The 24,416-nt window shown below is 40.7% G+C and carries 19 protein-coding genes; 11 read left to right on the top strand and 8 right to left on the bottom strand.

Translation table 11 applies throughout. The annotated features are described in order from the left end of the window. Positions 1 to 231 precede the first annotated feature (231 nt). Positions 232 to 1,863, bottom strand: a complete 1,632-nt coding sequence (locus IQ259_RS15620) for a glycoside hydrolase family 10 protein (protein WP_370568035.1) — start codon at positions 1,861 to 1,863, stop codon at positions 232 to 234. Between the two features lie 42 nt (positions 1,864 to 1,905). Here IQ259_RS15620 and IQ259_RS15615 point away from each other — a divergent pair, with 42 nt between their 5' ends. The 3 genes from IQ259_RS15615 (at position 1,906) to IQ259_RS15605 (ending at position 5,938) form a co-directional block, all read left to right on the top strand. Continuing rightward, a complete protein-coding gene (locus IQ259_RS15615; RefSeq protein ID WP_193886327.1) occupies positions 1,906 to 3,045 on the top strand; it encodes an acyltransferase family protein in 1,140 nt (379 codons plus the stop codon). A 269-nt stretch (positions 3,046 to 3,314) separates the two neighbouring features. Beyond that, on the top strand, positions 3,315 to 3,683 hold the full coding sequence (locus IQ259_RS15610) for a four-helix bundle copper-binding protein (RefSeq protein WP_193886325.1): 369 nt from the start codon (positions 3,315 to 3,317) through the stop codon (positions 3,681 to 3,683). A 416-nt stretch (positions 3,684 to 4,099) separates the two neighbouring features. Continuing rightward, positions 4,100 to 5,938, top strand: a complete 1,839-nt coding sequence (locus tag IQ259_RS15605; RefSeq protein ID WP_193886323.1) for an alpha-amylase family glycosyl hydrolase — start codon at positions 4,100 to 4,102, stop codon at positions 5,936 to 5,938. Positions 5,939 to 6,320: 382 nt separating this feature from the next. On the opposite strand, the gene IQ259_RS15600 is transcribed toward IQ259_RS15605, so the two are convergent. Further along, positions 6,321 to 6,533, bottom strand: a complete 213-nt coding sequence (locus IQ259_RS15600; RefSeq protein WP_193886321.1) for a hypothetical protein — start codon at positions 6,531 to 6,533, stop codon at positions 6,321 to 6,323. Positions 6,534 to 6,988: 455 nt separating this feature from the next. Between IQ259_RS15600 and gyrA the strand changes: the two genes are divergently transcribed. The 3 genes from gyrA (at position 6,989) to IQ259_RS15585 (ending at position 11,997) form a co-directional block, all read left to right on the top strand. Beyond that, complete coding sequence (gene gyrA / locus IQ259_RS15595) at positions 6,989 to 9,571, top strand: DNA gyrase subunit A (RefSeq protein WP_193886320.1); 2,583 nt, start codon at positions 6,989 to 6,991, stop codon at positions 9,569 to 9,571. 24 nt (positions 9,572 to 9,595) lie between these two features. Continuing rightward, positions 9,596 to 11,146, top strand: coding sequence for an apolipoprotein N-acyltransferase (gene lnt / locus IQ259_RS15590; RefSeq protein ID WP_193886318.1), 1,551 nt, complete (start codon positions 9,596 to 9,598; stop codon positions 11,144 to 11,146). Positions 11,147 to 11,319: 173 nt separating this feature from the next. Beyond that, positions 11,320 to 11,997 carry a Uma2 family endonuclease gene (locus tag IQ259_RS15585; protein WP_193886316.1) on the top strand — a complete coding sequence of 226 codons (678 nt, stop codon included), beginning with the start codon at positions 11,320 to 11,322 and terminating at the stop codon, positions 11,995 to 11,997. Here the strand turns inward: IQ259_RS15585 and IQ259_RS15580 are convergent. Further along, positions 11,994 to 13,184: an MFS transporter gene (locus IQ259_RS15580; protein WP_193886314.1), complete on the bottom strand. Its 1,191-nt coding sequence runs from the start codon at positions 13,182 to 13,184 to the stop codon at positions 11,994 to 11,996. The genes IQ259_RS15585 and IQ259_RS15580 overlap by 4 nt on opposite strands. Positions 13,185 to 13,531: 347 nt before the next feature. Between IQ259_RS15580 and psb32 the strand changes: the two genes are divergently transcribed. Then, positions 13,532 to 14,266, top strand: a complete 735-nt coding sequence (gene psb32, locus IQ259_RS15575) for a photosystem II repair protein Psb32 (RefSeq protein ID WP_193886312.1) — start codon at positions 13,532 to 13,534, stop codon at positions 14,264 to 14,266. Positions 14,267 to 14,336: 70 nt separating this feature from the next. Here the strand turns inward: psb32 and IQ259_RS15570 are convergent, their stop codons facing one another. From IQ259_RS15570 to IQ259_RS15560, 3 genes are all read right to left on the bottom strand, one after another. Continuing rightward, positions 14,337 to 14,720: a DUF4346 domain-containing protein gene (locus IQ259_RS15570; RefSeq protein WP_193886311.1), complete on the bottom strand. Its 384-nt coding sequence runs from the start codon at positions 14,718 to 14,720 to the stop codon at positions 14,337 to 14,339. 84 nt (positions 14,721 to 14,804) lie between these two features. Further along, complete coding sequence (locus IQ259_RS15565) at positions 14,805 to 15,500, bottom strand: TrkA family potassium uptake protein (protein ID WP_193886309.1); 696 nt, start codon at positions 15,498 to 15,500, stop codon at positions 14,805 to 14,807. 252 nt (positions 15,501 to 15,752) lie between these two features. Continuing rightward, complete coding sequence (locus IQ259_RS15560) at positions 15,753 to 17,087, bottom strand: TrkH family potassium uptake protein (protein WP_193886307.1); 1,335 nt, start codon at positions 17,085 to 17,087, stop codon at positions 15,753 to 15,755. A gap of 150 nt (positions 17,088 to 17,237) precedes the next feature. On the opposite strand from IQ259_RS15560, the gene IQ259_RS15555 reads away from it, so the two are divergent. Next, the gene (locus IQ259_RS15555) at positions 17,238 to 18,083 is read left to right on the top strand and encodes a methyltransferase domain-containing protein (protein WP_193886305.1); all 846 of its coding nucleotides are present in this window, start codon (positions 17,238 to 17,240) and stop codon (positions 18,081 to 18,083) included. Between the two features lie 16 nt (positions 18,084 to 18,099). Here the strand turns inward: IQ259_RS15555 and IQ259_RS15550 are convergent, their stop codons facing one another. Beyond that, entirely contained in the window at positions 18,100 to 18,393 is a 294-nt protein-coding gene (locus tag IQ259_RS15550; RefSeq protein WP_193886303.1) for an acylphosphatase, read from the bottom strand. Between the two features lie 237 nt (positions 18,394 to 18,630). Between IQ259_RS15550 and IQ259_RS15545 the strand changes: the two genes are divergently transcribed. The 3 genes from IQ259_RS15545 (at position 18,631) to IQ259_RS15535 (ending at position 22,365) form a co-directional block, all read left to right on the top strand. Continuing rightward, positions 18,631 to 19,005: a DUF1823 family protein gene (locus IQ259_RS15545; protein WP_193886301.1), complete on the top strand. Its 375-nt coding sequence runs from the start codon at positions 18,631 to 18,633 to the stop codon at positions 19,003 to 19,005. A 398-nt stretch (positions 19,006 to 19,403) separates the two neighbouring features. Further along, the gene (locus IQ259_RS15540) at positions 19,404 to 21,062 is read left to right on the top strand and encodes an alpha-amylase family glycosyl hydrolase (RefSeq protein ID WP_193886299.1); all 1,659 of its coding nucleotides are present in this window, start codon (positions 19,404 to 19,406) and stop codon (positions 21,060 to 21,062) included. Positions 21,063 to 21,321: 259 nt separating this feature from the next. Then, positions 21,322 to 22,365, top strand: a complete 1,044-nt coding sequence (locus IQ259_RS15535) for a 3-deoxy-7-phosphoheptulonate synthase (protein WP_193886298.1) — start codon at positions 21,322 to 21,324, stop codon at positions 22,363 to 22,365. Positions 22,366 to 22,403: 38 nt separating this feature from the next. Here IQ259_RS15535 and IQ259_RS15530 read toward each other — a convergent pair whose 3' ends face one another. After that, positions 22,404 to 24,314: an acetate--CoA ligase family protein gene (locus IQ259_RS15530; protein WP_193886296.1), complete on the bottom strand. Its 1,911-nt coding sequence runs from the start codon at positions 24,312 to 24,314 to the stop codon at positions 22,404 to 22,406. Between the last annotated feature and the right edge of the window lie 102 nt (positions 24,315 to 24,416).

Genomic DNA, 24,416 nt, shown 5'->3' with positions numbered 1-24,416 from the left:
CCGTTCCCCCTGCCCCCTGCCTCTAATCAAATTTTTTAGAGCATCGATTCAGTAATTAAAAACCTACCTGCCTCAGACTCCTTCCCTACGTTTGCATAGCGTGCCGTTCGCGGTAGCGTTGCGTAGCAAAGGCAAGGAAGGAGGAGCTAAACTCCCCTCTCCGCGTCGAAGAGGGGTTGGGGGAGAGGTTCTTCCAGCATTACTGAATTGGTGTTTTAGTAGTCTGACAAATCAATTTCTAGTTGACAGATTACGAGCCTGACGTTTTTGAACTTCTACAACAGCGCTTGTTCCTTGAATACCATAGCGAGTCACCGCAGAAATAGCGACATCTTCAACTTGAGGATTATTGATCAAAGTTGAATTCTGCCCAGCAGGTAAAATACTGGTATTCCACTCATTACCTATTTTGCTTTGCACAACCCATAACCAAACTTGTTGCTTACCTGTGGGTTGCCATTTGAGTAAAATCTTATTACCAATGACATCTTTTTCTAGGCTCACCTGTGGTTTTTCTGGTGGTGTTTTATCTAACCAAGGTGATGATGGGACTAACGCCTGATGACTGTAAACATCTTGTGGTAATAAATCTGCTATTCCGCCACGATTTTGCAGCAGAGGTTTCATACTAAAGTGAATATTACCATCTGAACCGTTATGTCCTTGGGTGGTTTTAATTTGATAGATGATTTCCTTAGCAGGCCAAGCTGCGCTGCCACTTTGACCAACACGACTAGTATAAATTCCTGGCCAAATATGCCGCGCTTGGGTGTTTTGTTCTATCCACCAATTCAACAATACAGGATAGCTTTGTTGTTTTTGTTCAATTCTCCAGTAAAGTTGTGGTGATAGATAATCTAACCAGCCATTTATTAACCATTTGCGAGAATCAGCATACAGCTGTTGATAAGGATTAAAGGCTTTATCATTGCCTATTTGTTTCGGAAATCCTGGTTGCCAAACGCCAAAAGGACTAACACCAAACTTTACCCAAGGTTTAGTACTTTTAATAGTTTGATATAACCGTTGAACTAAGTTATTGACATTTTCCCGTCGCCAATCACTGCGGTTTAGTGTGCCTCCTGATTGTTGATATTTTTGCCAACTTGGTTGATCTGGAAAATCAACAGGTTTATTTTTACTATCCTTGATTGGGTAGGGATAAAAGTAATCATCAATGTGAACGCCATCGATATCATATCGATTCAAAACATCCATAATTACTGCAATGGAGTGATCTTGCACAGCTTTTTCTCCGGGATCTAACCAGAGATATTTGCCGTAACGTTTAACTAATTCTGGACGAGTTTTGCTGATATGATTTGCAGAAATGATCGATTTGGCTTGAGCATGACGAGCGCGATAGGGATTAAACCAAGCGTGTAATTCTAGTCCGCGTTTGTGGGCTTCTTCTACAGCGAAAGCTAAAGGATCATAAAAAGGTGCAGGTGGTTTACCCATCTGTCCAGTTAAAAACTCTGACCAAGGTTCGTATTTAGATTCGTATAAAGCATCAGCAGCGGGGCGGACTTGTAAAACAACTGCATTGAGTTTTAATTTTGCTGCGCGATCGAGTATTGTAATTAACTCTGCCTGTTGTTGTGCGGTGGTTAAGCCAGCTTTAGAAGGCCAATCAATATTTACAACACTAGCAACCCATACACCCCGAAATTCTCGATTTGGTGATGGTGGGGCGATCGCGGCTGGCTGGGGTGAAGAGTCAGCAATTTGGGATGGAAGGAGACAAAAAGCAGAAGGTAGGAGAAACAAGGGAAGAAGCTTGATGTTTCTCACAGTCTGGTTATTTGTACTATGCTGCACTAGACTTAAAAATCCACTAAGAAAAATGTCTTTGATGTTCACAAAAATTTTGCAGGAGCGTTTAACAGATTAAACTATAACGTTATGGAAAAGTCTTCTACACCCTCTAAGCGCCTTGCTTCCCTGGATGCGTTTCGGGGAATTGCGATCGCCTCTATGATTTTAGTGAATAATCCCGGAAGTTGGGATTATCTCTACCCTCCTCTCAAACACGCCGAATGGCACGGTTGCACGCCGACAGATTTAGTTTTTCCCTTCTTTTTATTTATTGTCGGTGTCGCCATGCCTTTCTCTTTTGCCAAGTACACCCCAGAAAATCGCCCGACTGCTGCTGTCTATCAGCGCATTCTCCGCCGCGGTGTGATTTTGTTTGCCCTTGGTTTGTTCCTCGCCTTGTTTTCTTTAACTCTTGATTGGTTAATCAAAGGTATTCCACCCAATTTCAGCACACTGCGAATTATGGGAGTTTTGCAGCGCATCAGCCTAGCTTATGTATTAGCAGCACTAGCAGTTCTCAATCTTTCCCGCCGTTGGTTGTGGATACTAGCAGCCGTTGTCCTAATTGGTTACTGGCTGGCTATGCAATTTATCCCAGTCCCCGGCTTTGGTGCTGGTAATCTCACCCCAGAAGGTAATTTAGGCGGTTACATCGACCGGATAATTCTTGGTAAGCATCTTTATCGCGGTGGACCTTTCGATCCTGAAGGTTTATTTAGTACTTTGCCAGCAGTCGTCACAGTTTTGTTGGGATATTTTACAGGTGACTGGTTGCGAACTCAGCCAATTAAAAGCCGCACTAGTGTAAATTTAGTAATCTTTGGCTTAATTGCTGTAATTATCGGGCAGCTTTGGGGGTTTGTATTTCCGATTAACAAACAACTGTGGACAAGTTCTTACGTTATTTTCACTGCGGGTTGGGCAATATTAACTTTGGCTTTGTGTTATGAACTCATAGAAGTCCGCAATTTCAAACGCTGGGGAATACCGTTGGAAGTTATGGGACTAAATGCAATTTTTTTGTTCGTTGGTTCTGGCTTGTTTAGCAGAATCCTTATTAAAACCAATATTGGCAGCACCACAACTTACACTTGGATTTATGAAAATCTATTTCGCCCTTGGGCAGGGGCGCTAAATGGTTCTCTAATATTTGCCATAGTTATGGTTTTATTTTGGTGGATGATTCTCTATGGCATGTATCGTCGTCGTTGGTTTTTGAAAATTTAAAAAAGAATACAGGTTTATTCATCTACCTTTCAGGTGAAGATCAAGAGCATCGCAACCTGTGTGTCATAGGCGATCGCGCAGAACAAGCAAACGACTCTTATTTTTAGGATCATTATTCTACTACTTTGTCAATACCTAAGACCTAGCTCAATAGCTAGAAATATTTATTACCTCATTGGTATGAAGCTAACGCACTTGCAAATCTTTAAGATGAATCCAAAGGCATTATTGCCTTTGGTAAACCTAAAAAATTTCAAGAGGGTGAATAAATGGCTATACAAGAACTCACCTTAAGTCAAGTAAACCAACAAGTACAGCAGTGTATTCAAAACTGCTTAGACTGCCAGAGCATCTGTTTAAATACCGTGACTTATTGCCTACAAAAAGGTGGTCGTCACGCAGAACTTGCTCATATTCGGCTATTACTTGACTGCGCTGAAATTTGTAACACAAGTGCTAATTTCATGCTTCGAGCTTCTGACTTACATGCTCGTACCTGCGGCACTTGTGCCGAAATATGTCAACGATGCGCTGATCAATGCGATCGCATGGGTGATGATACTCAAATGAAAGCTTGCGCTCAGATGTGCCGTCGATGCGCGGATTCTTGTCGCCAAATGGCAATGGCAACTGCCTAAGTTACAGTCAAAATAGCTGGCTGCTTTGCAGCTAAATATCACAAACTGTGCTTAAACATCTGGTAGTCAGCTAGAAGGAAAAGTGAAAACTTTCAATTTCACCTCCCAAAAGCTTACTTTGCTAACAAGGAAATTGTATAAAATTCCTCTTCAAAAAGAAATTGGAGAGGAATACGCTTATTCGTAGTAGCAGTAGTGTAGACAAAGCATACTCTAGTTATTTAGCCATTAATTAAAAAAATATTAACTTGCAACTATGTTTGTAAAAACAAGGTATATTTAAGGGCTTGTAGTAATACTGATCAGCATTAATTACTCTAAAAAATTTCCTAGTCATCCGGAATCGAAAAATTTAGTTTTGTAGCTTTCCGTATCCTAACAGCAATAATTCCAGTTATTAATCTGAGAATACTGAAATGGCAGTAAAGCAATTATCTGAACTAAATCTGGCTTCTTATATCTCCAATAAAACATTTTATCCATCTCCAATTGCCTGGGAAGATCAGGTGTTTTATTTTATGATGCTCGACCGATTTTCCGATGGTAAGGAGAATGGATATAAGGACAATTCGGGAAAAGTTGTCTCTAGTGGTATGACTCCCAGATTCACAGGTGATCATAATAACGCTACACGCACACCAGAAGATGCGGCGCGTTGGCGAGAAGCAGGTGTAAAATACGTTGGTGGAAATCTCAAAGGACTAATTAGTAAAGTAGGTTACTTAAAGCGTTTAGGCATAACAGCAATTTGGATTAGTCCGATTTTTAAACAGGTATCTTTTCAAGATACTTATCATGGCTATGGTATTCAAGATTTCTTAGAAGTTAACCCTCATTTTGGTAGCAGTGAGGATTTAAAAGAATTAGTTCAAACTGCTCATGACAATGGCATTTACGTAATTCTAGATATTATTTTGAATCATGCTGGTAATATCTTTAGTTACGAAGCAGGGAATGTTGATTACAACAACGGTAGAACCTATAAAGTCAAAGGCTTTAATGACGAAAACGGTCAACCTAGCATCCCATTTGTCAAAACTGATCCCAACAACCCGGCAACTTGGCCTAACGAAGATGCAGCAATTTGGCCAGTAGAATTTCAAGATCCATCTTTATATACCCAAAAAGGACGCATTAGAAATTGGGATGGTGATCCTGAATTTTTAGAAGGCGATTTTGAGGATTTAAAAGATATTAGTCATGGCTTTGGCAGCCTTGATTATTATGTCGCATCTCCGGCGCTTAAATATCTGGCTGAGGTGTATAAATATTGGATAGCCTACGCAGACCTTGATGGTTTCCGCATTGATACGGTCAAACACATGGATAAAGGTGCGACGCGCATTTTTGCTTCCATTATTCATGAATTTACTCAAAGTATTGGTAAGGAAAAATTCTTTTTAGTTGGAGAGATTACAGGTGGAAGACGCAGAGCTTTTGAAACATTAGAAGAGACAGGTTTAAATGCGGCTTTAGGTGTAGATGATATTCCAGATAAACTAGAATATTTAGTGAAAGGATATCGCAATCCTAGAGATTACTTTGGCCTATTTCGTAATTCCTTACTTGTGCAGAAAGAATCTCACATTTGGTTTAGAGATAAGGTCGTGACAATGTTTGACGACCATGACCAAGTACGCAAAGGACAAAACAAAGCTAGGTTTTGTGCAGATAAAGACGCATCAAAAGTGGTACTAAATGCGTTAGCACTAAATGCTTTAACGCTGGGTATCCCTTGTATTTATTATGGTACAGAACAATGCTTTAATGGTCATGGAGATAGCGATCGCTATTTACGAGAAGCCATGTTCGGTGGTGAGTTTGGTGCATTTGCGACTAAAGGCGTTCACTTCTTTAATGAAGAAAATTACGTCTATCAAGAAATCTCAAAAATTCTGAAACTCAGAAGAGAGAAAAAAGCTTTAAGTCGAGGTCGTCAATATCTCCGGCCAATTTCTGGTGATGGCGTAAACTTTGGTTTACCGCAAATGATTGGCTCCGAAATTCGATCTGTTGTACCTTGGTCTAGAATTCTCAGTAACCAAGAAATAGTTGTGGCTATTAATACCGACTATGACCAACCTCGTGAAGCTTGGGTAACTATAGATAATGAATTACACAATGATGGTGATTTCCTGACTTGCATTTACTCCACAGATAAACAACAGGAAGGCCAAAAGGTGAAAGTTGAAGCGAGAAATGGCAAATCTGTGAAAATTACTGTTCCTGCGGCTGGGTTGATAATTTACGAGTAATTTTCTTGTAGCTGCTCAATATTATCTCCTCTGGGGGCGTATATTTATTTATACGCCCTTTTATTATCTGTATTGAAGGGAACTCAAGAAAATAAATTATCCATTCTTCTCACATATTCCTAGATCCCTTGATTAAAGCCAGACTAGTTTTTATTCCACAGCCATGATTTGTATAATGGCGATGATCAATGTATCAGTGATACACACACCTATAAGTAAAACTTTGCTACTATCAAATCTGACTAATTTCAGTCTCCTTACACCAATTCTATTTGCTAGTTTGATGGGACTTTTTTTTCCCAAAGTTCTTTTAACTGCTTCTCAACTCAAGTCTCAACAAGAAGCTATTCATTAGACATTTCTAAACGAACCAGCAAATGATTTATATCTTGAGATTATTCAGTAATTCTTTTTTTTCTGCTAAATATTTAGCAATTTCTGCCGCACTAAGGGGGATCACTTTTCTGGTTGGACGTATTGGTTGTAATAAAGCATTTAAGCTACAACAGGAACTGCTTGCTTTTCTATACACGCAACCGTAACTGATACCGGGTAGACGAAAATAGCTACCTATTGCTAATTGTTGGAATGTCATCAGAGCCTCAGAACCTCTATTTAATAACTGCCAGGAAAGTCAAGATTTATTAACGAAGGTCACTATGATGATAGTCTGAATTTCCTCAAAAGGAGAGATGAGGAAATACTTGATCGAAAGTCTCTTGATATTGCCGCATTTTTTCCTTAACCTGTCTATGCTTAATCGTTAATATGTCTCTTACTGCCCTCTTACTCGTATATAGGCTATCGCCAGGGTATTTAAGCAATTTTTCGAATTATTTTCTTGAGCGAAAAATCTTTTGGCTGCATGTTATTTGCCGCACCAAAAAAGCCGTTTTGAGGAGATGCTTAGGTTAGCTCTTCAGGCAAAAAAAAACAATACATGCTAAAATTGTATCAAAATATGACAATTATTCAAGAGTAATTTGGAATAATTTTACGCTTTACCAACTTTAAAGGCTAAAATCTACGATTTTTGGAGTTTTTTAGGCTATGACAACCTCACAGGAGAGGATTATCCCCATTGATCTCCGGAACGAAATGTCCCGGTCTTATCTGGAATACGCCATGAGTGTGATAGTGGGTCGGGCGCTGCCAGATGCCAGGGATGGTCTGAAACCTGTGCATCGCCGGATCCTCTACGCCATGCACGAGCTAGGTCTAACGCACGATCGCCCCTTCAAGAAATGCGCCCGTGTGGTGGGGGAAGTTCTGGGTAAATATCACCCCCACGGCGACACAGCAGTGTATGATGCCTTGGTGAGGATGGCGCAGGATTTCTCCATGCGATCGCCCTTAGTTAACGGACATGGTAACTTTGGTTCGGTAGACAACGATCCCCCAGCGGCAATGCGATACACAGAATGCCGCTTACAAGCCTTAACCAGTAATGCTCTACTGCAAGACATAGAATCAGAAACCGTAGATTTTGCTGATAACTTCGACGGTTCCCAGCAAGAACCTACAGTTTTACCATCGCGTATCCCTCAATTACTCCTCAATGGGTCTTCCGGGATTGCTGTGGGGATGGCTACCAACATTCCTCCTCACAACTTAGGTGAATTGATTGATGGGTTGGTAGCAGTGATTCACAATCCCGAAATCACTGACCTGGAATTAATGCAGTATGTCCACGGGCCAGACTTTCCCACAGGGGCGCAAATTCTCGGCACAGCAGCCATTAGAGAAGCTTACACCACTGGGCGCGGTTCAATTACCATGCGCGGCGTGGCAAACATTGAAACCATCGAACAGCGAGGAAGGCCAGAAAGAGAAGCAATTATCATCACCGAACTGCCCTATCAAACCAATAAAGCGGCATTAATTGAGAAAATTGCCGAATTGGTGAACGATAAGCGCATCGAAGGCATTGCAGATATCCGGGACGAAAGCGATCGCGACGGGATGCGAATTGTCATCGAACTCAAGCGTGATGCTTATCCTCGCGTAGTTCTGAACAACCTTTACAAGCAAACGCCCCTACAAGCCAATTTTGGGGCGAATATGCTGGCGTTGGTTAACGGTGAACCGCAGATTCTCACCCTGAAGCAGTTCTTAGAAGTCTTCCTCAATTTCCGCATTGAATCCATTACTAGACGCACCCGCTACGAGTTGCGGAAAGCTGAAGAACGCGACCACATTTTACAAGGGTTATTAATTGCCCTGGCGCATTTAGATGCGATCATCAACTTAATTCGCCATGCACCTGACGCACCTACAGCTAAAGGTGAATTAATTACAACTTACGGACTTTCAGAAGTCCAAGCTGATGCAATTTTGCAAATGCAACTGCGACGCTTGACTGCCCTAGAAGCAGATAAAATTCGTCTAGAACACGAAGATTTACAAACACAGATTACCGATTTGCAGGATATTTTGGCACGTCGGGAAAGAATACTAGAAATTATCGAAACCGAAGTCGCACAAATCAAAACCAGCTTCGCCACACCCCGCCGCACAATCATTACCCACGCCGAAGGGGAAATAGATGAACGTGACCTAATCGCCAACGAAAAAGCGATCATTCTTTTAACAAAACAAGGTTACATCAAACGGATGCCCGTCAACACCTTCGAGGCACAAAGCCGCGCCACCAGAGGCAAAGCCGCCGCTAAGGTGAAAGATGATGACACCGTAGAGCATTTCTTGACTTGCTGCGATCACGACAGCGTTTTATTCTTTAGCGATCGCGGTGTAGTCTACTGCCTCAAAGCCTACCAAATTCCCGTGGGTTCCCGCACCAGTCGCGGCACACCGATTGTGCAGATGCTCCCCATTCCCAGAGAAGAAAAAATCACCTCCATTGTCCCCGTTGACGAGTTTAGCGATGACGAATATTTAGTGATGCTGACCAAAGGTGGCAATATCAAGAAAACTGCATTGGCAGCTTTCAGTAATATCAGAGCTAATGGCTTGATTGCAATTTCTCTAGAAGAAGGGGATCAACTCCGCTGGGTACGCCGCGCCAGAGTTGAAGACAGCATAATTATTGGTTCTCGTCTAGGGATGGCAATTCATTTTCGGTGTACCCACGAACAACTGCGTCCTTTAGGTAGGGCGACTCGTGGCGTGAAATCCATGAAACTCAAAAATGGTGATGAATTAGTGGGGATGGATATTATCCCCGCCGCCATTCTAGATACACTCGACACAGAGGAAGTCGAAATTGACGAAATCGAAACCGAAGATATCGAAAATAGTGAAGAAACCGCAGAAATACCAGCAAATGGTAGTGTCGGCCCTTGGGTGTTAGTCATTACAATGGGCGGATATGGCAAGCGCGTACCCGTTGGTCAATTCCGCTTGCAAAATCGTGCCGGTCAAGGTTTAATGGCGACTAAATTCAAAAATCGCAAAACTAAAGACAAATTGGCAACCTTGCAAATTGTCCACAGCGACGATGAAATTATGATGGTCACAAATCGCGGTATTATCATTCGTCAGGCGACAAATGCGATTTCCGTACAATCGCGATCAGCCACTGGCGTAAGAGTGCAGCGCCTAGATGAAGATGACGCAATTACCGGAGTTGCGATCGTTCCTCCCGATACGGGCGATACAGAAGAAATAGAATGAAGTATGAAGTGTGAAGTGTAAAGTATGAAATATCAGATAAAAAAGCTGCTTTCAGCCTTTAGCCTTTACATTTCATCCTTTCTCAGCGGGGTTTTGATGGGGCTAACCGTCGCCCCTGTGGGTGCATGGTTCCTGGCTTGGATAGCCCTAGCCCCGCTTTGGGTATTAGTCGTTAAAAAAAGTAAATTACTTTTACCTTTTACCTTTTACCTTTTGCCTTTACTCTGGGGGATTGGTTATCACGGTGTTGCCTTATCCTGGATCACAGGCATTCATCCTATGACATGGTTGGGTGTACCTTGGTGGCCGAGTTTGGCAATTACCCTATTTTGTTGGGGATTTATTAGCCTTTGGGGCGGGATATTTGTCGCCGTTTGGGCAGCTGTGATGATGCGGTTGAGAATGCAGAAACCTTGGTTGCGTGTTCTAATTGGCACAGCAATCTGGTGCGCCTTAGAAAGTCTGTGGAGTTCTGGTTCTTTATGGTGGAGTTCTCTAGCTTATACTCAATCACCACATAATTTAATAATTTTACACCTCGGTCAACTATCTGGCCCCAATACTGTCACAGCTGCGATCGCAGTCATCAACGGCCTCATAGCCGAAGCCTACCTACTCACCGTGCCTCGGCGGTTCGTAAATAAATACCTAGCACTGGCTACAGGATTATTTATCACCCTACACCTAATTGGCTTTTACTTATACAGTTACCCCATCGCCCAACCACCAGAAGCGGCTATAAAAATCGGCATTGTTCAAGGTAATATTCCCAACATAATTAAACTAAAACCTGAAGGTTTTCGCCGCGCCATTACAGGCTACACCAACGGATATTTAACCCTAGCCGAACAAGGTGTCAATGCTGTCCTCACACCAGAAGGCGCTTTGCCTATTTTTCAGAGTGATTTGGTAAACACTCCCATCATCTCAGCCGTTGAGAAAAAAGGTGTAGTAGCTTGGATTGGCGCTTTTGGTAAACAAGGACGCAGTTATACAAACAGTTTATTTACAGTTAATAGCAAAGGCGAAATTACCAGCCGCTACGATAAATCTAAATTAGTACCATTGGGCGAATATATTCCCTTTGAAGAGATTTTAGGTAAACTAATTAGCCGCTTGTCACCATTAAATGAACATCAAGTCCACGGTGCAACCAACCAGATATTTGAAACACCTTTTGGCAGAGCAATTGTAGGTATTTGCTACGAGTCTGCATTTCCTGAAGTCTTTCGCCGCCAAGCTGCGACGGGTGGGCAATTTATCCTCAGTTCTTCTAATGATGCCCATTACAGTGAAGCCATGCCATTTCAGCATCATGCCCAGGATATCATGCGGGCAATAGAAAGCGATCGCTGGTCAGCGCGGTCAACCAATACCGGATATTCGGCTTTTGTAGACCCCCACGGCAGAACTTTGTGGATATCTGGCTATAATACCTACGAAACTCACGCAGAAACTATTTATCGCCGACAAACGCAAACTTTATATGTGCGTTGGGGTGATTGGTTGACACCGTTGTTGTTGGGTTTGGGTGTTGTCGGGTGGTTTGCGGGTAAAACGAAGGAAGCCCACTAAGATGAAATTAAGTGACGCGATGTGCAACTTATTCTTCAAACCCCTCTCCAAACCTCTCCCCGCCGCGGAGAGAGGCTTTGAGTAATACTCCCCTTCCCTGGTAGGGAAGGGGTTGGGGGTTAGGTTTGAAAGAAAGTTGCACACCACGTTAAGTGATAATCATATATCAGCCCATGCTACAGTACGATCCGTTGGATTGCTTACCCTCGGCTGAGGATTTGCCAGACTCAGACGATACCCCTGTAGATAATGAACTACAAGATTTAATTCCCGGTTTATTAAAAGCTATATTAGCTATGGCATGGCCAGAGCGTATGGACTGGTTTTTTGGCGTTGATATGGGGATTTATTATGATCCTGACGAACCAGCCATTGTTCCAGATGGGTTTTTGAGCCTGGGAGTAGAACGCATTCTCGACGAAAACTTGCGTCTCAGCTATGTGCTTTGGGAAGAAAAGCGCGTACCGACGATGGTGTTAGAGGTAGTTTCTCACAAACGTCGGGGAGAATACTCCACCAAAAAAGAATTTTATGCCCAGTTGGGAATTTTGTACTATGTGATTTATAATCCCCTACGGCGGCAAAAAGCACGTTTAGAAGTGTATTATTTAGCTGATGGTAAATATAAATTGCTGCCAGGGAACCCAGTTTGGCTACCAGAAATTGGTTTAAAAATTGGCTATGAACGGGGAACTTATTTAGGAATTACGCGAGAGTGGCTTTACTGGTATGACGAGTCAGGACGGCGTTTGTTAACACCAGAAGAACGGGTGCAACAAGCAGAAAAACGCGCCCAAATACTAGCGGAACAATTGCGAAAGCTTGGTATAGATCCAGATTCTTTAATTTAAACAGGTTTATCTGTTAACACTTGAGTTGATTTATTAGCTTGCAATTGCACCCAAACAAAGAAGGGAATTGCCAGTAGTTGAGTTGCAGCCGAAAAAATTACTAGTAAGATGAGCGACCGATCGTACAAAACACCCATTAAAGTGCTGCCTAAAAACCAAGCAAAACCGTAGCCTGTGCTGAAGATACCATAAGCTGTGGCGCGTTTGTTTTTTGGGACAAGTCCAGCGATCGCAGCTTTTAAAATTGACTCTTGCGCTCCCATCCCAATACCCCAAAATGCCATACCTAACAACGCCATCTGTGTATTTCCTAAAAATACCAATGGCGCGAAAAAAGATGAAATAAAGGCAGAAACCATCAGGATAGAAATACCCATGCGATCAAACAGATATCCAAATATGAGTGCAGCTACAGCATCTACTCCCATTGCCAAAGCATAAAATAGCGGAATTGTTTGCCCAGAAGCAATATTCCCTTTTTGGAAATGGAAAGCTATCAACGGAAAATCAGCATATCCAGCCGCAATAATCGCTACTGCACCAAGATAAATCCAAAATGCTTGGGGTAATTTATCTTCTTGCTCTACCTCAGTTTCTACTTCAAAATCGCTGGGATTAGGGTATAGAAATTGCAAAACCAATAACACAATCAATCCCAACACCGCCGGGACAATCAAAATTGTGAAGCCGTTACGATACTCCCCTTGAAAGTACACCATTGCCGCTACAGCTAAAGGCCCCATCACAGCACCGGTTTGATCCATTGCTTCATGTAAACCAAAGCCAAAACCTCTGCCAATTTGGCTAACACCGTGAGACAGCAGTGCATCTCGTGGGGGAGTCCGCACGGCTTTACCAGTACGTTCTGCCATCATTAGACCTGCGGCTACTTCCCATCTACCTGCAAAGGCTAAGAGTGGAACAACAGCAGTGTTTAAAATGAACCCTAAAGTTGTGATCCCCCAATATTTACGCGTCTGGTCGCTGAGATAACCAATGGCTAGGCGCAAACCATAACCAATCAACTCACCAAAACCAGCTACTAGACCTACCACAGTGCCGCTGGCTCCCAAAACCTGCAAATAAGCCCCCGTAATACTACGCGCTCCTTCATAGGTGGCATCGGCACAGAGGCTAACAAAACCTAATAAAATGACAAATTTCAAAGCGGCTGTTTTTTGTAGCATACCTTGGTATCAATAAAAGTACTGCTTCATAGAATTCTGTCCTGATCGTTGTGAATAAAATCGGGCAGAAACTAGCCTGTTTGTGCCAAAAACAATATTTTTACCAGGAATTACTTCCTATGGCATTTGTAAGAACAGAATTTCGGTTATATCATAAAATCCTCAAATGATTTACAAAGTCCGCTCTAAACATTTGAATTAATTCACACAGTGCTGTTTAAATACATAAGAATACTTATTATCGAGACATCACACCTAATTTTCTATTGAAATAAATACATAACCGGGGTGATTTTGACATGGATTGTGTAGTATTTTTGGTGCTAGTCTGTCTTAGGATGAATTCAATGAAACAGCTCCTCAGAACAGTATTTGGCATTAAAACATACATCATTTGTTTGGTAACACCGATACTGGCAATTATTCTTAGTACTTCGCTATTAACTGCTCCGGCATTCGCTACTGGCGTGTATCAAATTCCGAATATCAAACCAGGTAGTGACTGGGTTGTAGATCAAGGTGAAGTGATTAGTCGGGTCAACGAAGGTAAGATCAGCAATATCCTTGGCGATTTGGCAAAGAAAACTGGTAATGAAGTGAGATTTGTCACCATTCGCCGTTTAGACTATGGTGAAACACCAGAAAGCTTTACTAAAGGGCTTTTTGAAAAATGGTTTCCGACAAAAAAAGCGCAAGCTAACCAAACCTTGTTAGTGCTAGATACTGTTACCAACGGTACGGCTATTCTGAGTGGTGATGAAGTCAAATCTTTGTTAACTGACTCTATTGCCAACAGCGTAGCTACAGAAACCCTAATTGCACCATTACGGGATGGTAACAAATATAATCAGGCATTTTTGGATGCAAGCGATCGCCTAGTCACAGTCCTTTCTGGTGAACCTGACCCCGGCCCACCACAAATTACTGATAATGTACAGGTCGAAGGAACCTTCACAAAAGCAGAAGATACCGACCAAGGTAACGCCACTGCTTGGGTTATAGGACTGTTAATTGCTGCAACCGTTATCCCGATGGCGACTTACTATATCTACCAAGTGAATCAACCATCATCGAACAGCTAATTTCAAAGTCTAAAGTGTGAAGTATGAAGTAAAAAATTTCAGACTTCATACTTCATAATTCATACTTTTTTTAGTCTTGAACATACTCTTGCTCTGTCACCAAAGCCACCTCAGCGCGGACAAATTCTCTTCCTAAATAGGCCGCATGGTCTAACTGAGTAACTGGACAGGGCTGAGTTTGTTCAAATATTTTGACACTCAGTTCTTTAGCTGTTCTGCCACTAAAAACTGTTGTGTAAGTTCTTTCTACTTTACCCCGTGCCGGGATGACTTTTCCTGTTTCGGGATCTACAGCTAAACCACGCTCATCAATGACATTGGTGAAATGCTTGGCATAGATTAATCCCTCACTTCTATCTAAATAGATGATGAAATATCCAGCAGGGTCAAGGTCAATATGACGCTGAGAAAGTTTATCATCAATTGCCACTAAATCTTTAACTATTAAATCCATACGTATGATCAAAAGCAAAATTCTTTATTCAGGGTTTTTACACTATATACTTAAGTGTAATTCCTATTTTCCTCAGTACGATCATTAAATCGGTAAGCGATTAATATCTTTGTTACAGCCAATAACTACCATTGCGGAACCACGTTCTAGTCGCTTGAGAGGGTCTGGATTAATTACAAATTTGCCATCTTGACTCACAGCCAGCAAATTCAAACCGTAACGGTTACGCAGTTGAATTTCTGTAATGGTTTTGCCGTGAAATTCATCTGGTACAATCATCTCGACAATACTGTGATCGGGATCGAGGTCAAATCGGTCTAATATTGATGGTTTGGTAAGAGTACGTGCTAAAGCACAACCGGCTTCGTATTCGGGAAAAACAACGTGATCTGCTCCTACTTTTTTTAATAATTTGCGGTGAACATCACTAGATGCTTTGGCAACAACATGAGGTACACCTCCTTCTTTGACATTTAGTGTGGTGATAATACTTTCTTGAATATAGTTGCCAATCGCCACAATGACCGTATCAAATTCAAAAACCCCAGCTTCTTTGAGCGCAGCGGGTTCAGTAGAATCTAGTTGCACAGCATGACCAACTATTTCTTCTGTTAATGCTTCTGAAACCCTTTTTTCATCAATATCTGTTGCCAGAACTTGATAACCTAATTTATGCAATGTTGAGCAGACAGATCGACCAAAGCGACCTAACCCAATTACCGCAAATTGGTGGTTATCTCTACGCAAACTGCGAAAAAACCCTAACGATGCAAGATTCACAGTTGTTATCCTTATTAACGCTCCCTGGATTTAGGACAAAAAATAGTAAGAACTAACTTGATGTAATAATTTTATTTTTTGCCTAGTGAGTTATATTTTATCAGTTTCAGTTAATAGTATCGATTTATATAGCAATCCTATTTAATTTACCTTGCTAAATAGGGACGAACAACAATATCCCCGATTCGTCAAAAAAAAATCAGGTATCTGAGCCTCTCAGAAATTTTAAATTTCAAATTTTAAATTGTTGGACTATCCCACAAGCAAATTTTCTTCGGGATAGTGAATTCTGCTAGGACGAGGATCACCGAGAACAGCAGCCATTAGTAATAAAACGCCGACTCGGCCAATATACATTGTGATAATTAGGATGAGCTTTGCTGGTATGGAGACACTGCCTGTAATACCTGTAGAAAGACCAACAGTGGCAAAAGCTGATACTACTTCAAATAGAATTTGAATAAAATCAAATTTTGGGTCTGTGAGTGAAATTATAATTGTTGAAAAAATTACGGTAGCAACGGAACCAACTAACACACCTACAGCTTTCAAAATTAAAGATATTGCTATTTTGCGCTCATATAACAAAACTTCTTCTTTTCCCTGAAGAATTGATTTAGTACAACTCGTGAGAACTCGCAGAGTTGTAGTTTTCATCCCGCCACCTGTGCCTCCAGGACTAGCACCAATAAACATGAACGCAATCGTAATAAATAAACCGGCAGAGGTCATTTTACCAATATCAATGGTATTAAAACCAGCAGTTCTAGGAGTGATAGATTGAAACCAAGCCACTAATAACTGATCAATTAAGCTGAGTTGACCAAAGGTTTCAGGGTTTCTAATTTCTATACAAAAAAAAGCAAACATCCCTAAGAATATAAGAATTAAAGTTGTACTGGTAGCAACTTTAAAATCTAGAGAAAATACCAAAGTTTCACTCTTTTTGAGCAAGCGATCGCGCAACCAAATATATATTTCTAAAATTACTTGATAACCAATCCCACCAAAGATAATTAACCCGGTAATTGTGAATACTACTAAAAAAGATGACTGGTATCCAATTAGACTATCTTTGAATAAACTAAAACCAGCATTATTCCACGCATTAACACTATGAAAAATCGCTAACCACAGCCCTTTTGACCAGCCGTGATCTGGAACAAAAGCAGGCAAAAGTAAAAATATCCCAGTGATTTCAAAAATTAAGGTAGTAGCCATAATTGAGCGAATAACTTGGGTACTACCACTCATACCCGGTCGGTCTAAGGCTTGTTGAATGGCGACTTTTTGTCGTAAATCAAACCTACGTCCAATCAACAAAATTAAAAAAGTGGTGGTTGTCATGTAGCCCAACCCGCCAATTTGAGCTAACAACACAATAAACAATTGTCCCCAAAAAGAAAAGTAAGTACCAGGGTCAACTACTGATAGACCAGTAACACAAACTGCCGATGTAGAAGTGAACAGTGCCACAATTGGGTCATTCCAAGCACCATCACTAGTCGAAAAAGGCAGCATCAGCAAAATTGTTCCCACAGTGATGACAGCCAAAAATCCTAAACAAATTGTCCGAGGAACAGTCATATCAAGGTAAAACCGCTAAATTCTTCCAAGAAGGGACTACACGATAGATTTTCCTAGAAGGAAAAACATTCTAATCTAATTAAAAACACACATGGTAGCCTAACCAGTATGTTTATTTAGAATCTATTTTGTCTTAACATTATTTGCTTCATGAGTAATACACTTTATCAACAAATTCAGCAGTTTTACGATGCTTCCTCTGGATTATGGGAAGAAATTTGGGGCGAACACATGCACCACGGCTACTATGGCGCAGATGGGACGCAAAAAAAAGACCGCCGTCAGGCACAAATTGATTTAATAGAAGAAATACTTAATTGGGCAAATGTAAAAACAGTAACCAATATTTTGGATGTGGGTTGTGGGATTGGAGGTAGTTCTTTATACTTGGCAGAAAAGTTTCATGCGAGGGCTACAGGTATTACTTTGAGTCCTGTACAAGCGGCGAGAGCTACAGAACGCTCTCAGGAAATGTTGTTAAATCTCAGAAGTCAGTTTTTGGTTGCTGATGCTCAAGCAATGCCCTTTGCTGATAATTCCTTTGACTTAGTTTGGTCACTGGAAAGTGGCGAACACATGCCAGATAAAATCAAGTTTATGCAAGAGTGCTATCGGGTGCTGAAACCAGGTGGTACTTTGATTATGGTAACTTGGTGCCATCGACCAACAGATGAAGCACCACTAACGGCAGATGAACAAAAACATTTGCAGGATATTTATCGGGTGTATTGTTTGCCTTATGTGATTTCGTTACCGGAGTATGAAGCGATCGCACATCAACTACCATTAAACAATATCCGCACTGCTGATTGGTCAACTGCTGTTGCGCCATTCTGGAATATGGTGATTGATTCAGCATTCACTCCCCAAGCCTTGTTTGGATTGTTGTGTTCCGGTTGGACTACGATTCAAGGAGCATTATCCCTAGGGTTGATGCGTCGCGGTTATGAGCGTGGTTTAGTTCGGTTTGGGTTGGTATGTGGAAAAAAATCATAATTCCTCATTTCACAACCTACGTAACTTCAAACCCGCGCAAACCTTCTGGTTTTTCATACTCAGTCACAATCTCTTGCACCACAGCCGCAGGTGGTCCGGAATGACACCAGCGAATCATTTCCTCCACAACCTCCTGCGCCCCTTCAAATACCGCTTCTACACGATAATCGGGAAGATTTCGCACCCAACCAGTTAAGCCCAATTGGCTGGCGGTATCGACGGTTGCATAGCGATAGCCCACTCCTTGAACTCGACCAGAAATGAACAGATGGGCGCGAATTATCTTTGGCAGTTGTTGGGAATGTTGCATAAACTGGTCAATTGTTTACGATTTCCAGTCTACCTGCATTTTAATTTCATACTTAACTTTCTAGATAATAACTTGGTTAGCAAATTTAGAGAATAATAGGATTATCATTATCTTTAAAGTATCTCAAGATAATGATAAATTATTTTTTATCCCTTTCTTCGCCGGATACCTGCATCCTTAATTACAGATTACTACTTACCAATCTGCTAATTTTTAAGTTTGAATTCTGCATTGGTTATGTCTAATTTACCACCACTTAACACAGATACAATCTGGGGAATACTTCAGGATCAAATTGATGATATTACAGTCAACCACTTAGTATGGTACTACTTAGGATATCACTATGACTCCACAACTGGGAAATGGGATAATAGCGCAGTTTCCCCAGAATGGCGAGATGAATACCCAGAACCACCCAACTTTCTAGAAAGCCGTCCCGCAACTATGAAGCTAACCCGTTCAATTCCCAAACAATACAAGCAAATTGCCAAAGAAAAGCTGGGTTTTAAAGGTTATAAACTGGGTGAATTTACACCAAGAGAGACTCGTAGAGCAACAGCCGCAAATTGGCTGTTAAGTTATTGGCAGCAACAACATCCTGAATTATAGTTATTAGATAAAGTTTATCCTAATATTCAGTTGAGATGATTTTATTTTCAACTGAATATTGTTTTATATACCAATCTTAAATTATTGGCGAACAACAAGATAACTGACTTTTTAAAAAAGCCAAATATCTGAGCTTTTTGGAGTGCTATGTCAATATATACAAATAAAGTAGAATTGATTTTTTAAAATCTATCTACTGATGGTAGATAGTGGATTTTGAGTATATGGTGAGCATTTACTGCAACTAATTACTAAAAAACACCTATTTTGAATATGAACTAGTCTCTCTTCAGATAGAGGAAGTACTTATTTAATTATTTCTTCAGACCGATATGCAAAATGATTAATAATTAAGAGAATACTGATACTCGCATTATATATTTCCAAAACTTTAACTTATGGCAAGTACCATTGAATTTAGATTATTTGCACCTTATAACAAAGGTGCAGCATTAATAGGTTCTTTTTCTGATTGGCAAGAAATTCCAATGGAAAAAGGCGAAGATGGTTATTTTCGGACAAATGTTGAATTAAGAGATGGTGTTTATCAATATAAATTTCGTGTTCAGTCAAAATCATGGTTTTTTGAACCAGATCAGTGGGTAAATGTTACCGACCCATATGCAACAGATATTGACGAAATTGGCGGACAAGATAATAGTATCATCCGCATCAAAGATGGGCAAAAAATTGTTGATACTTACGTTTGGCAACATGATGATAAACCCTTACCAGCAGACCATGAGTTAGTTATTTATGAATTACATGTGGGTGACTTTTCTGGTGGTGAAAATGACCCCCATGCGCGAGGTAAATATAAACATGTAATGGAAAAACTAGATTATTTGTGTGAGTTAGGAATCAACGCAATTGAGTTATTACCAGTTAAAGAATATCCCGGTGATTATAGTTGGGGTTATAACCCAAGATATTTTTTTGCTACAGAATCTAGTTATGGTTCTACAGAACAGTTAAAGCAACTAATTGATGAATGTCATAACCGAGGTATTCGTGTCATTATGGACGGGATTTATAATCACTCGGAAGCTTCCAGCCCTTTAACTCAAATAGACCATGATTATTGGTATCACCATGCTCCTCGTGACCCTGATAACAGTTGGGGGCCAGAGTTTAATTATGAATTTTATGATGAAAATTTAGAAACTTATCCAGCACGGAAATTTAGTGGTGATGCAGTCCGTTTTTGGATTGAAGAATATCATGTAGATGGTATTCGCTATGATGCTGCAAGGCAAATAGCTAATTACGACTTCATGCACTGGATAGTTCAAGAAACTAAAAAAACAGCTGGTGCTAAACCTTTTTATAATATTGCCGAACACATCCCTGAAACTGCAAGCATTACTAATGTAGATGGCCCGATGGATGGTTGTTGGCATGAAAGCTTTATGCACACAATTACAGCACATATCTTTGGTGAAACTTTTGATTTAGAAAACCTCAAAGATGTGATTGATCCTAAACGCCAAGGTTTTATGGGTGCTACCAATGTAGTAAATTATCTTAGTAACCACGACCATAATCGGGTGATAGTCGAGTTAGGTAATCGTAATATTTTTGATGAAGAAGCCTTTAGACGAATAAAATTAGGTGTAGCTATCTTGATGACTGCTGTTGGTGTACCTTTGGTGTGGATGGGACAAGAATTTGGCGAGTATAAACCCAAAACACCAGAATCATCCAAAATTGATTGGACACTTCTAGGTAATGACTTAAACCGCAGTTTATTTGATTACTACAAAGGCTTGATTAATTTGCGGAAAAATAGTCATGCCTTATACACCGAAAATATTGATTTTATCCATGAGAATCCTGAAGCTAAGGTGGTTGCTTATAGTCGTTGGAATGATGAGGGTTCCCGTGTTGCTGTGGTAGCAAATTTTTCGGAAAACTTTTTAGCTGGTTATCATGTTCCTGACTTCCCTTGTGGCGGTACATGGCATGAGTGGACAGGTAATTATGATGTTGAGGCTGGTGATGACGGAATTATGACTGATATTGGCCCATATGAAGCTAAGGTATTCGTCTGGCAGTAACAAGATTCTCTGACATTGAGTTGGACATATCATAAAGAAATAAAGGGGGCTATATTTGCCCCTTTTTTATTTATGATTATAAAACTAGCGATCGCCAGTAATTTTCTTTCTCAGCAAATACAGTTAAACTATCAATAGACTGAGGAGTAAAGTCTGTTTAAAAAAAAATCCATGAGTTAATTGTTGTGCTTTTGACTTAAAATGTGTATATTAATTTTCCCTCAAGCAATGAGATAACAAAAATCTCCAGAGTCGCTCCATGCACAACAAATTATCTAACACTAACATCAAAAGTTCTCACGTCTTATTAACGCCTCATGACGTTAAGACGAAATTACCGATAACTAAATCGGCAGAACATATAGTTCTAAAATATAGACAGGAACTAGAACATATTTTAGATTTTCAAGACAGTAGAAAATTTATTGTAGTTGGCCCTTGTTCTATCCACGACACAAAAGCAGCAATCGAATATGCCGAAAATTTGAAGATTTTAGCTGATAAAGTTAAAGATAAACTCTTACTAATTATGAGGGTTTATTTTGAAAAACCCAGAACAACAATAGGGTGGAAAGGGTTAATTAATGACCCTGATATGGATGATTCTTTCCATGTTGAAAAAGGGTTATTAACTGCCAGAAGCTTGTTATTAGAAATTACTGAATTAGAATTGCCTGCGGGTACAGAAGCCTTAGATCCCATCATACCCCAATATATTAGTGAACTGATTGCGTGGTCTGCCATTGGAGCTAGAACCACAGAATCACAAACTCACCGCGAAATGTCTAGCGGACTTTCCATGCCTGTCGGTTTTAAAAATGGCACTGATGGTAATATTCAAGTAGCTTTAAATGCTCTCCACTCAGCCAACAGTCCGCATAATTTTTTAGGGATTAATCACAAAGGACAGGTTAGCGTATTTCAAACTAGAGGTAATCCCTATGGTCATGTTATTTTACGAGGTGGTAATCAGCCTAATTATGATGCGGCCAATGTCAAATTGGTGGAAGAAAAATTAAAACAGTCCAATTTACCACCAAGAATTGTGATTGACTGTAGTCATGGCAATACAAATAAAGATTACCGATTGCAATCTACTGTGTTCGCCGATGTGATTCAACAAATAATTAATGGTAATACATCAATTGTCGGCATGATGCTGGAATCTCATTTATATGAAGGTAATCAACCGATGAATTGTAAACCAGAGGAATTAAAATATGGTGTGTCTGTAACCGATAAATGTATTGGTTGGGAAGAAACAGAACGAATTATTTTAGCAGCTCACGAAAAATTGAGCTAGTGGTAGAGACGTTGCAATGCAACGTCTCTCGATTAAGTTTACAAAATCGTGCCAACTTCTTTCAAATAAACCCTATTGAATGGCTCATCTTCACCCAAGGTGTAGTCTTCTATTAACCCCTTGCGTCTAATGGAAATATCCTTGTCTTTTTTAATGACAACTGTTGAACCATCAATCACATCACGCACCAACATCATTTCGCTTTCAGTGGGATTATCTAAAATTACGAGATTACTTCCCTGATAGAACATACCCTCTGTTTCCAAAATGTCTGATTCATACTCAGCAATTAATAAATCCAGTTTAGGATGACGAAGTAAACTTTGGATATTGCTGTTGTAATCTGGACGAAGGACTTTTTGTGAGCGATTAACAAAAACAGCCTCACGACAAACAGCACCTACTGTCCATTCGGGGTGGTGCAACAAAATATGGTCAATTATTGTTTGTAGTTCTTGAACTGAGATTTTGTTAAAGGTAATAGTGGGAATTCTGGCATCAATACCCGACTCAAAAAAAGTTTCGAGGATGTGGGATGGGACATCAACGCTTTCACCAACTGCCGGGTTAAGGTGCATTAAAATGCCTGGTGCTGCATTAATTTCTAGGATGGCAAGGTTACTCTTTTTCCAAGATTCTGCCAAATCTTCGGCAATAATATCAATGCCAAGGCAAGTTAGCCGAAAGTGTTGGGCAATGTCTTGAGCCAAGATAATATTATCATCATGAATTGTGTGGGTAGCATTGATACTCATACCACCAGCGGAGAGATTGGCAACTTTACGCAGGTAGACAGTCTGACCTTTCTCTGGCACACTTTTTAAGGACAAACGTTGTTCTTCTAGATACAATTCCATCGCCTCATCAATCTGAATGTTGCTCATTGGCGAGGTGGGTGAATCTAAACGTGCAGGTTTACGATTTTCTTGTCGGATTAACTCGTTAATGGTGTGCTTGCCATCACCTGTCACCGACGCTGGACGGCGTTCTGTAGCTGCAACGAACTTACCATTGACACAAAGTAAGCGAAAATCCTTACCGGAAATGCTTTTTTCGACAATTATGCGGGTGGGTTGGTCTTCGGGAATGGCTGCTAAGGCGCGACCATAAGCAGATTCTAACTCGTAAGAGTCCTGTACTTCTGCGGTGACACCAATTCCTTTGTGACCAACCACCGGTTTGACAGCTACAGGATAACCAATTTCTTTGGCTACTATCAAGGCTTCTTTTTCAGAAGCCACGATTTCACCGTTGGGAACTGGGAAGCCTAAATTATGCAAAAAGTCCTTACAGTCATCCTTGCGGGTCGTGAAGTCAGAATCGAGATGGCTATCACAGTCAAAGGTTGTGGCTACACCGCGCACTTGTTTTTTTCCCCAACCGTATTGCATCAGTCCCTCGTCCCAGAGGTAAAAGGTGGGAATACCTTTTTCATCGGCGGTGCGTAATAAAGAGTAAACAGTAGGGCCGCCATAGACAGATTTGCGGAATCTAGTTTGTAATTTTACCAGTTGGTCATCAAAGAGAAAATCTTCGTCTTGACTAATGGCTTCAAACCAATCCCACACGCAGTAAATCATAGCTCTGGTTGTGCGTGCATGGAGTGATTGAATACTAATCCGCGTGAACTTGTCGTATGGCTTAACGTTCCAGTGGCCTAGATGCAAATCCATTTCCAGCTTACCCACTTCTGACGCAGTACGGGCGAACAGATGGGCGTAGGATTCATAAGTTTCGTTACCTAAATGGGGATAGCGATCGCTAATCCTGGCAACATAATCTTCAATAGGCAAAGGCTCTCTATATCCAGTCAGCGCAAAATCAAATACTAGTGCGCCTCTATCCAAATAGGGGTTAGACCCGTTGTAATGCTGGAAGTTAAAAACATCAAACACATCTGTTCTTCTAGCATTAATCCGGACTACATTGGTACTTTTTTCTTGAATCATTGATTCTAAACCTTTGCTAAACACCCTGAAATTTAGACTTTAATTTGTAGTTGCTTAGACGCAATCAAATATTGTAGGTTAATTCAATTTAAATTGATAAAA

Source organism: Fortiea sp. LEGE XX443 (genome assembly GCF_015206815.1).
In the GTDB taxonomy this organism is placed as follows: Bacteria; Cyanobacteriota; Cyanobacteriia; order Cyanobacteriales; family Nostocaceae; genus Nostoc_B.
Note: the sequence above shows the minus strand (reverse complement) of the source record. Positions and strands in the feature narration are given on the sequence as shown.

Coding starts and splice junctions, on each gene's coding strand:
- IQ259_RS15615 (WP_193886327.1), top strand. CDS start 1,906: ATGGAAAAGTCTTCTACACCCTCTAAGCGCCTTGCTTCCCTGGATGCG.
- IQ259_RS15610 (WP_193886325.1), top strand. CDS start 3,315: ATGGCTATACAAGAACTCACCTTAAGTCAAGTAAACCAACAAGTACAG.
- IQ259_RS15605 (WP_193886323.1), top strand. CDS start 4,100: ATGGCAGTAAAGCAATTATCTGAACTAAATCTGGCTTCTTATATCTCC.
- IQ259_RS15600 (WP_193886321.1), bottom strand. CDS start 6,533: ATGACATTCCAACAATTAGCAATAGGTAGCTATTTTCGTCTACCCGGT.
- gyrA (WP_193886320.1), top strand. CDS start 6,989: ATGACAACCTCACAGGAGAGGATTATCCCCATTGATCTCCGGAACGAA.
- lnt (WP_193886318.1), top strand. CDS start 9,596: ATGAAATATCAGATAAAAAAGCTGCTTTCAGCCTTTAGCCTTTACATT.
- IQ259_RS15585 (WP_193886316.1), top strand. CDS start 11,320: ATGCTACAGTACGATCCGTTGGATTGCTTACCCTCGGCTGAGGATTTG.
- IQ259_RS15580 (WP_193886314.1), bottom strand. CDS start 13,184: ATGCTACAAAAAACAGCCGCTTTGAAATTTGTCATTTTATTAGGTTTT.
- psb32 (WP_193886312.1), top strand. CDS start 13,532: ATGAAACAGCTCCTCAGAACAGTATTTGGCATTAAAACATACATCATT.
- IQ259_RS15570 (WP_193886311.1), bottom strand. CDS start 14,720: ATGGATTTAATAGTTAAAGATTTAGTGGCAATTGATGATAAACTTTCT.
- IQ259_RS15560 (WP_193886307.1), bottom strand. CDS start 17,087: ATGACTGTTCCTCGGACAATTTGTTTAGGATTTTTGGCTGTCATCACT.
- IQ259_RS15555 (WP_193886305.1), top strand. CDS start 17,238: ATGAGTAATACACTTTATCAACAAATTCAGCAGTTTTACGATGCTTCC.
- IQ259_RS15550 (WP_193886303.1), bottom strand. CDS start 18,393: ATGCAACATTCCCAACAACTGCCAAAGATAATTCGCGCCCATCTGTTC.
- IQ259_RS15545 (WP_193886301.1), top strand. CDS start 18,631: ATGTCTAATTTACCACCACTTAACACAGATACAATCTGGGGAATACTT.
- IQ259_RS15540 (WP_193886299.1), top strand. CDS start 19,404: ATGGCAAGTACCATTGAATTTAGATTATTTGCACCTTATAACAAAGGT.
- IQ259_RS15535 (WP_193886298.1), top strand. CDS start 21,322: ATGCACAACAAATTATCTAACACTAACATCAAAAGTTCTCACGTCTTA.
- IQ259_RS15530 (WP_193886296.1), bottom strand. CDS start 24,314: ATGATTCAAGAAAAAAGTACCAATGTAGTCCGGATTAATGCTAGAAGA.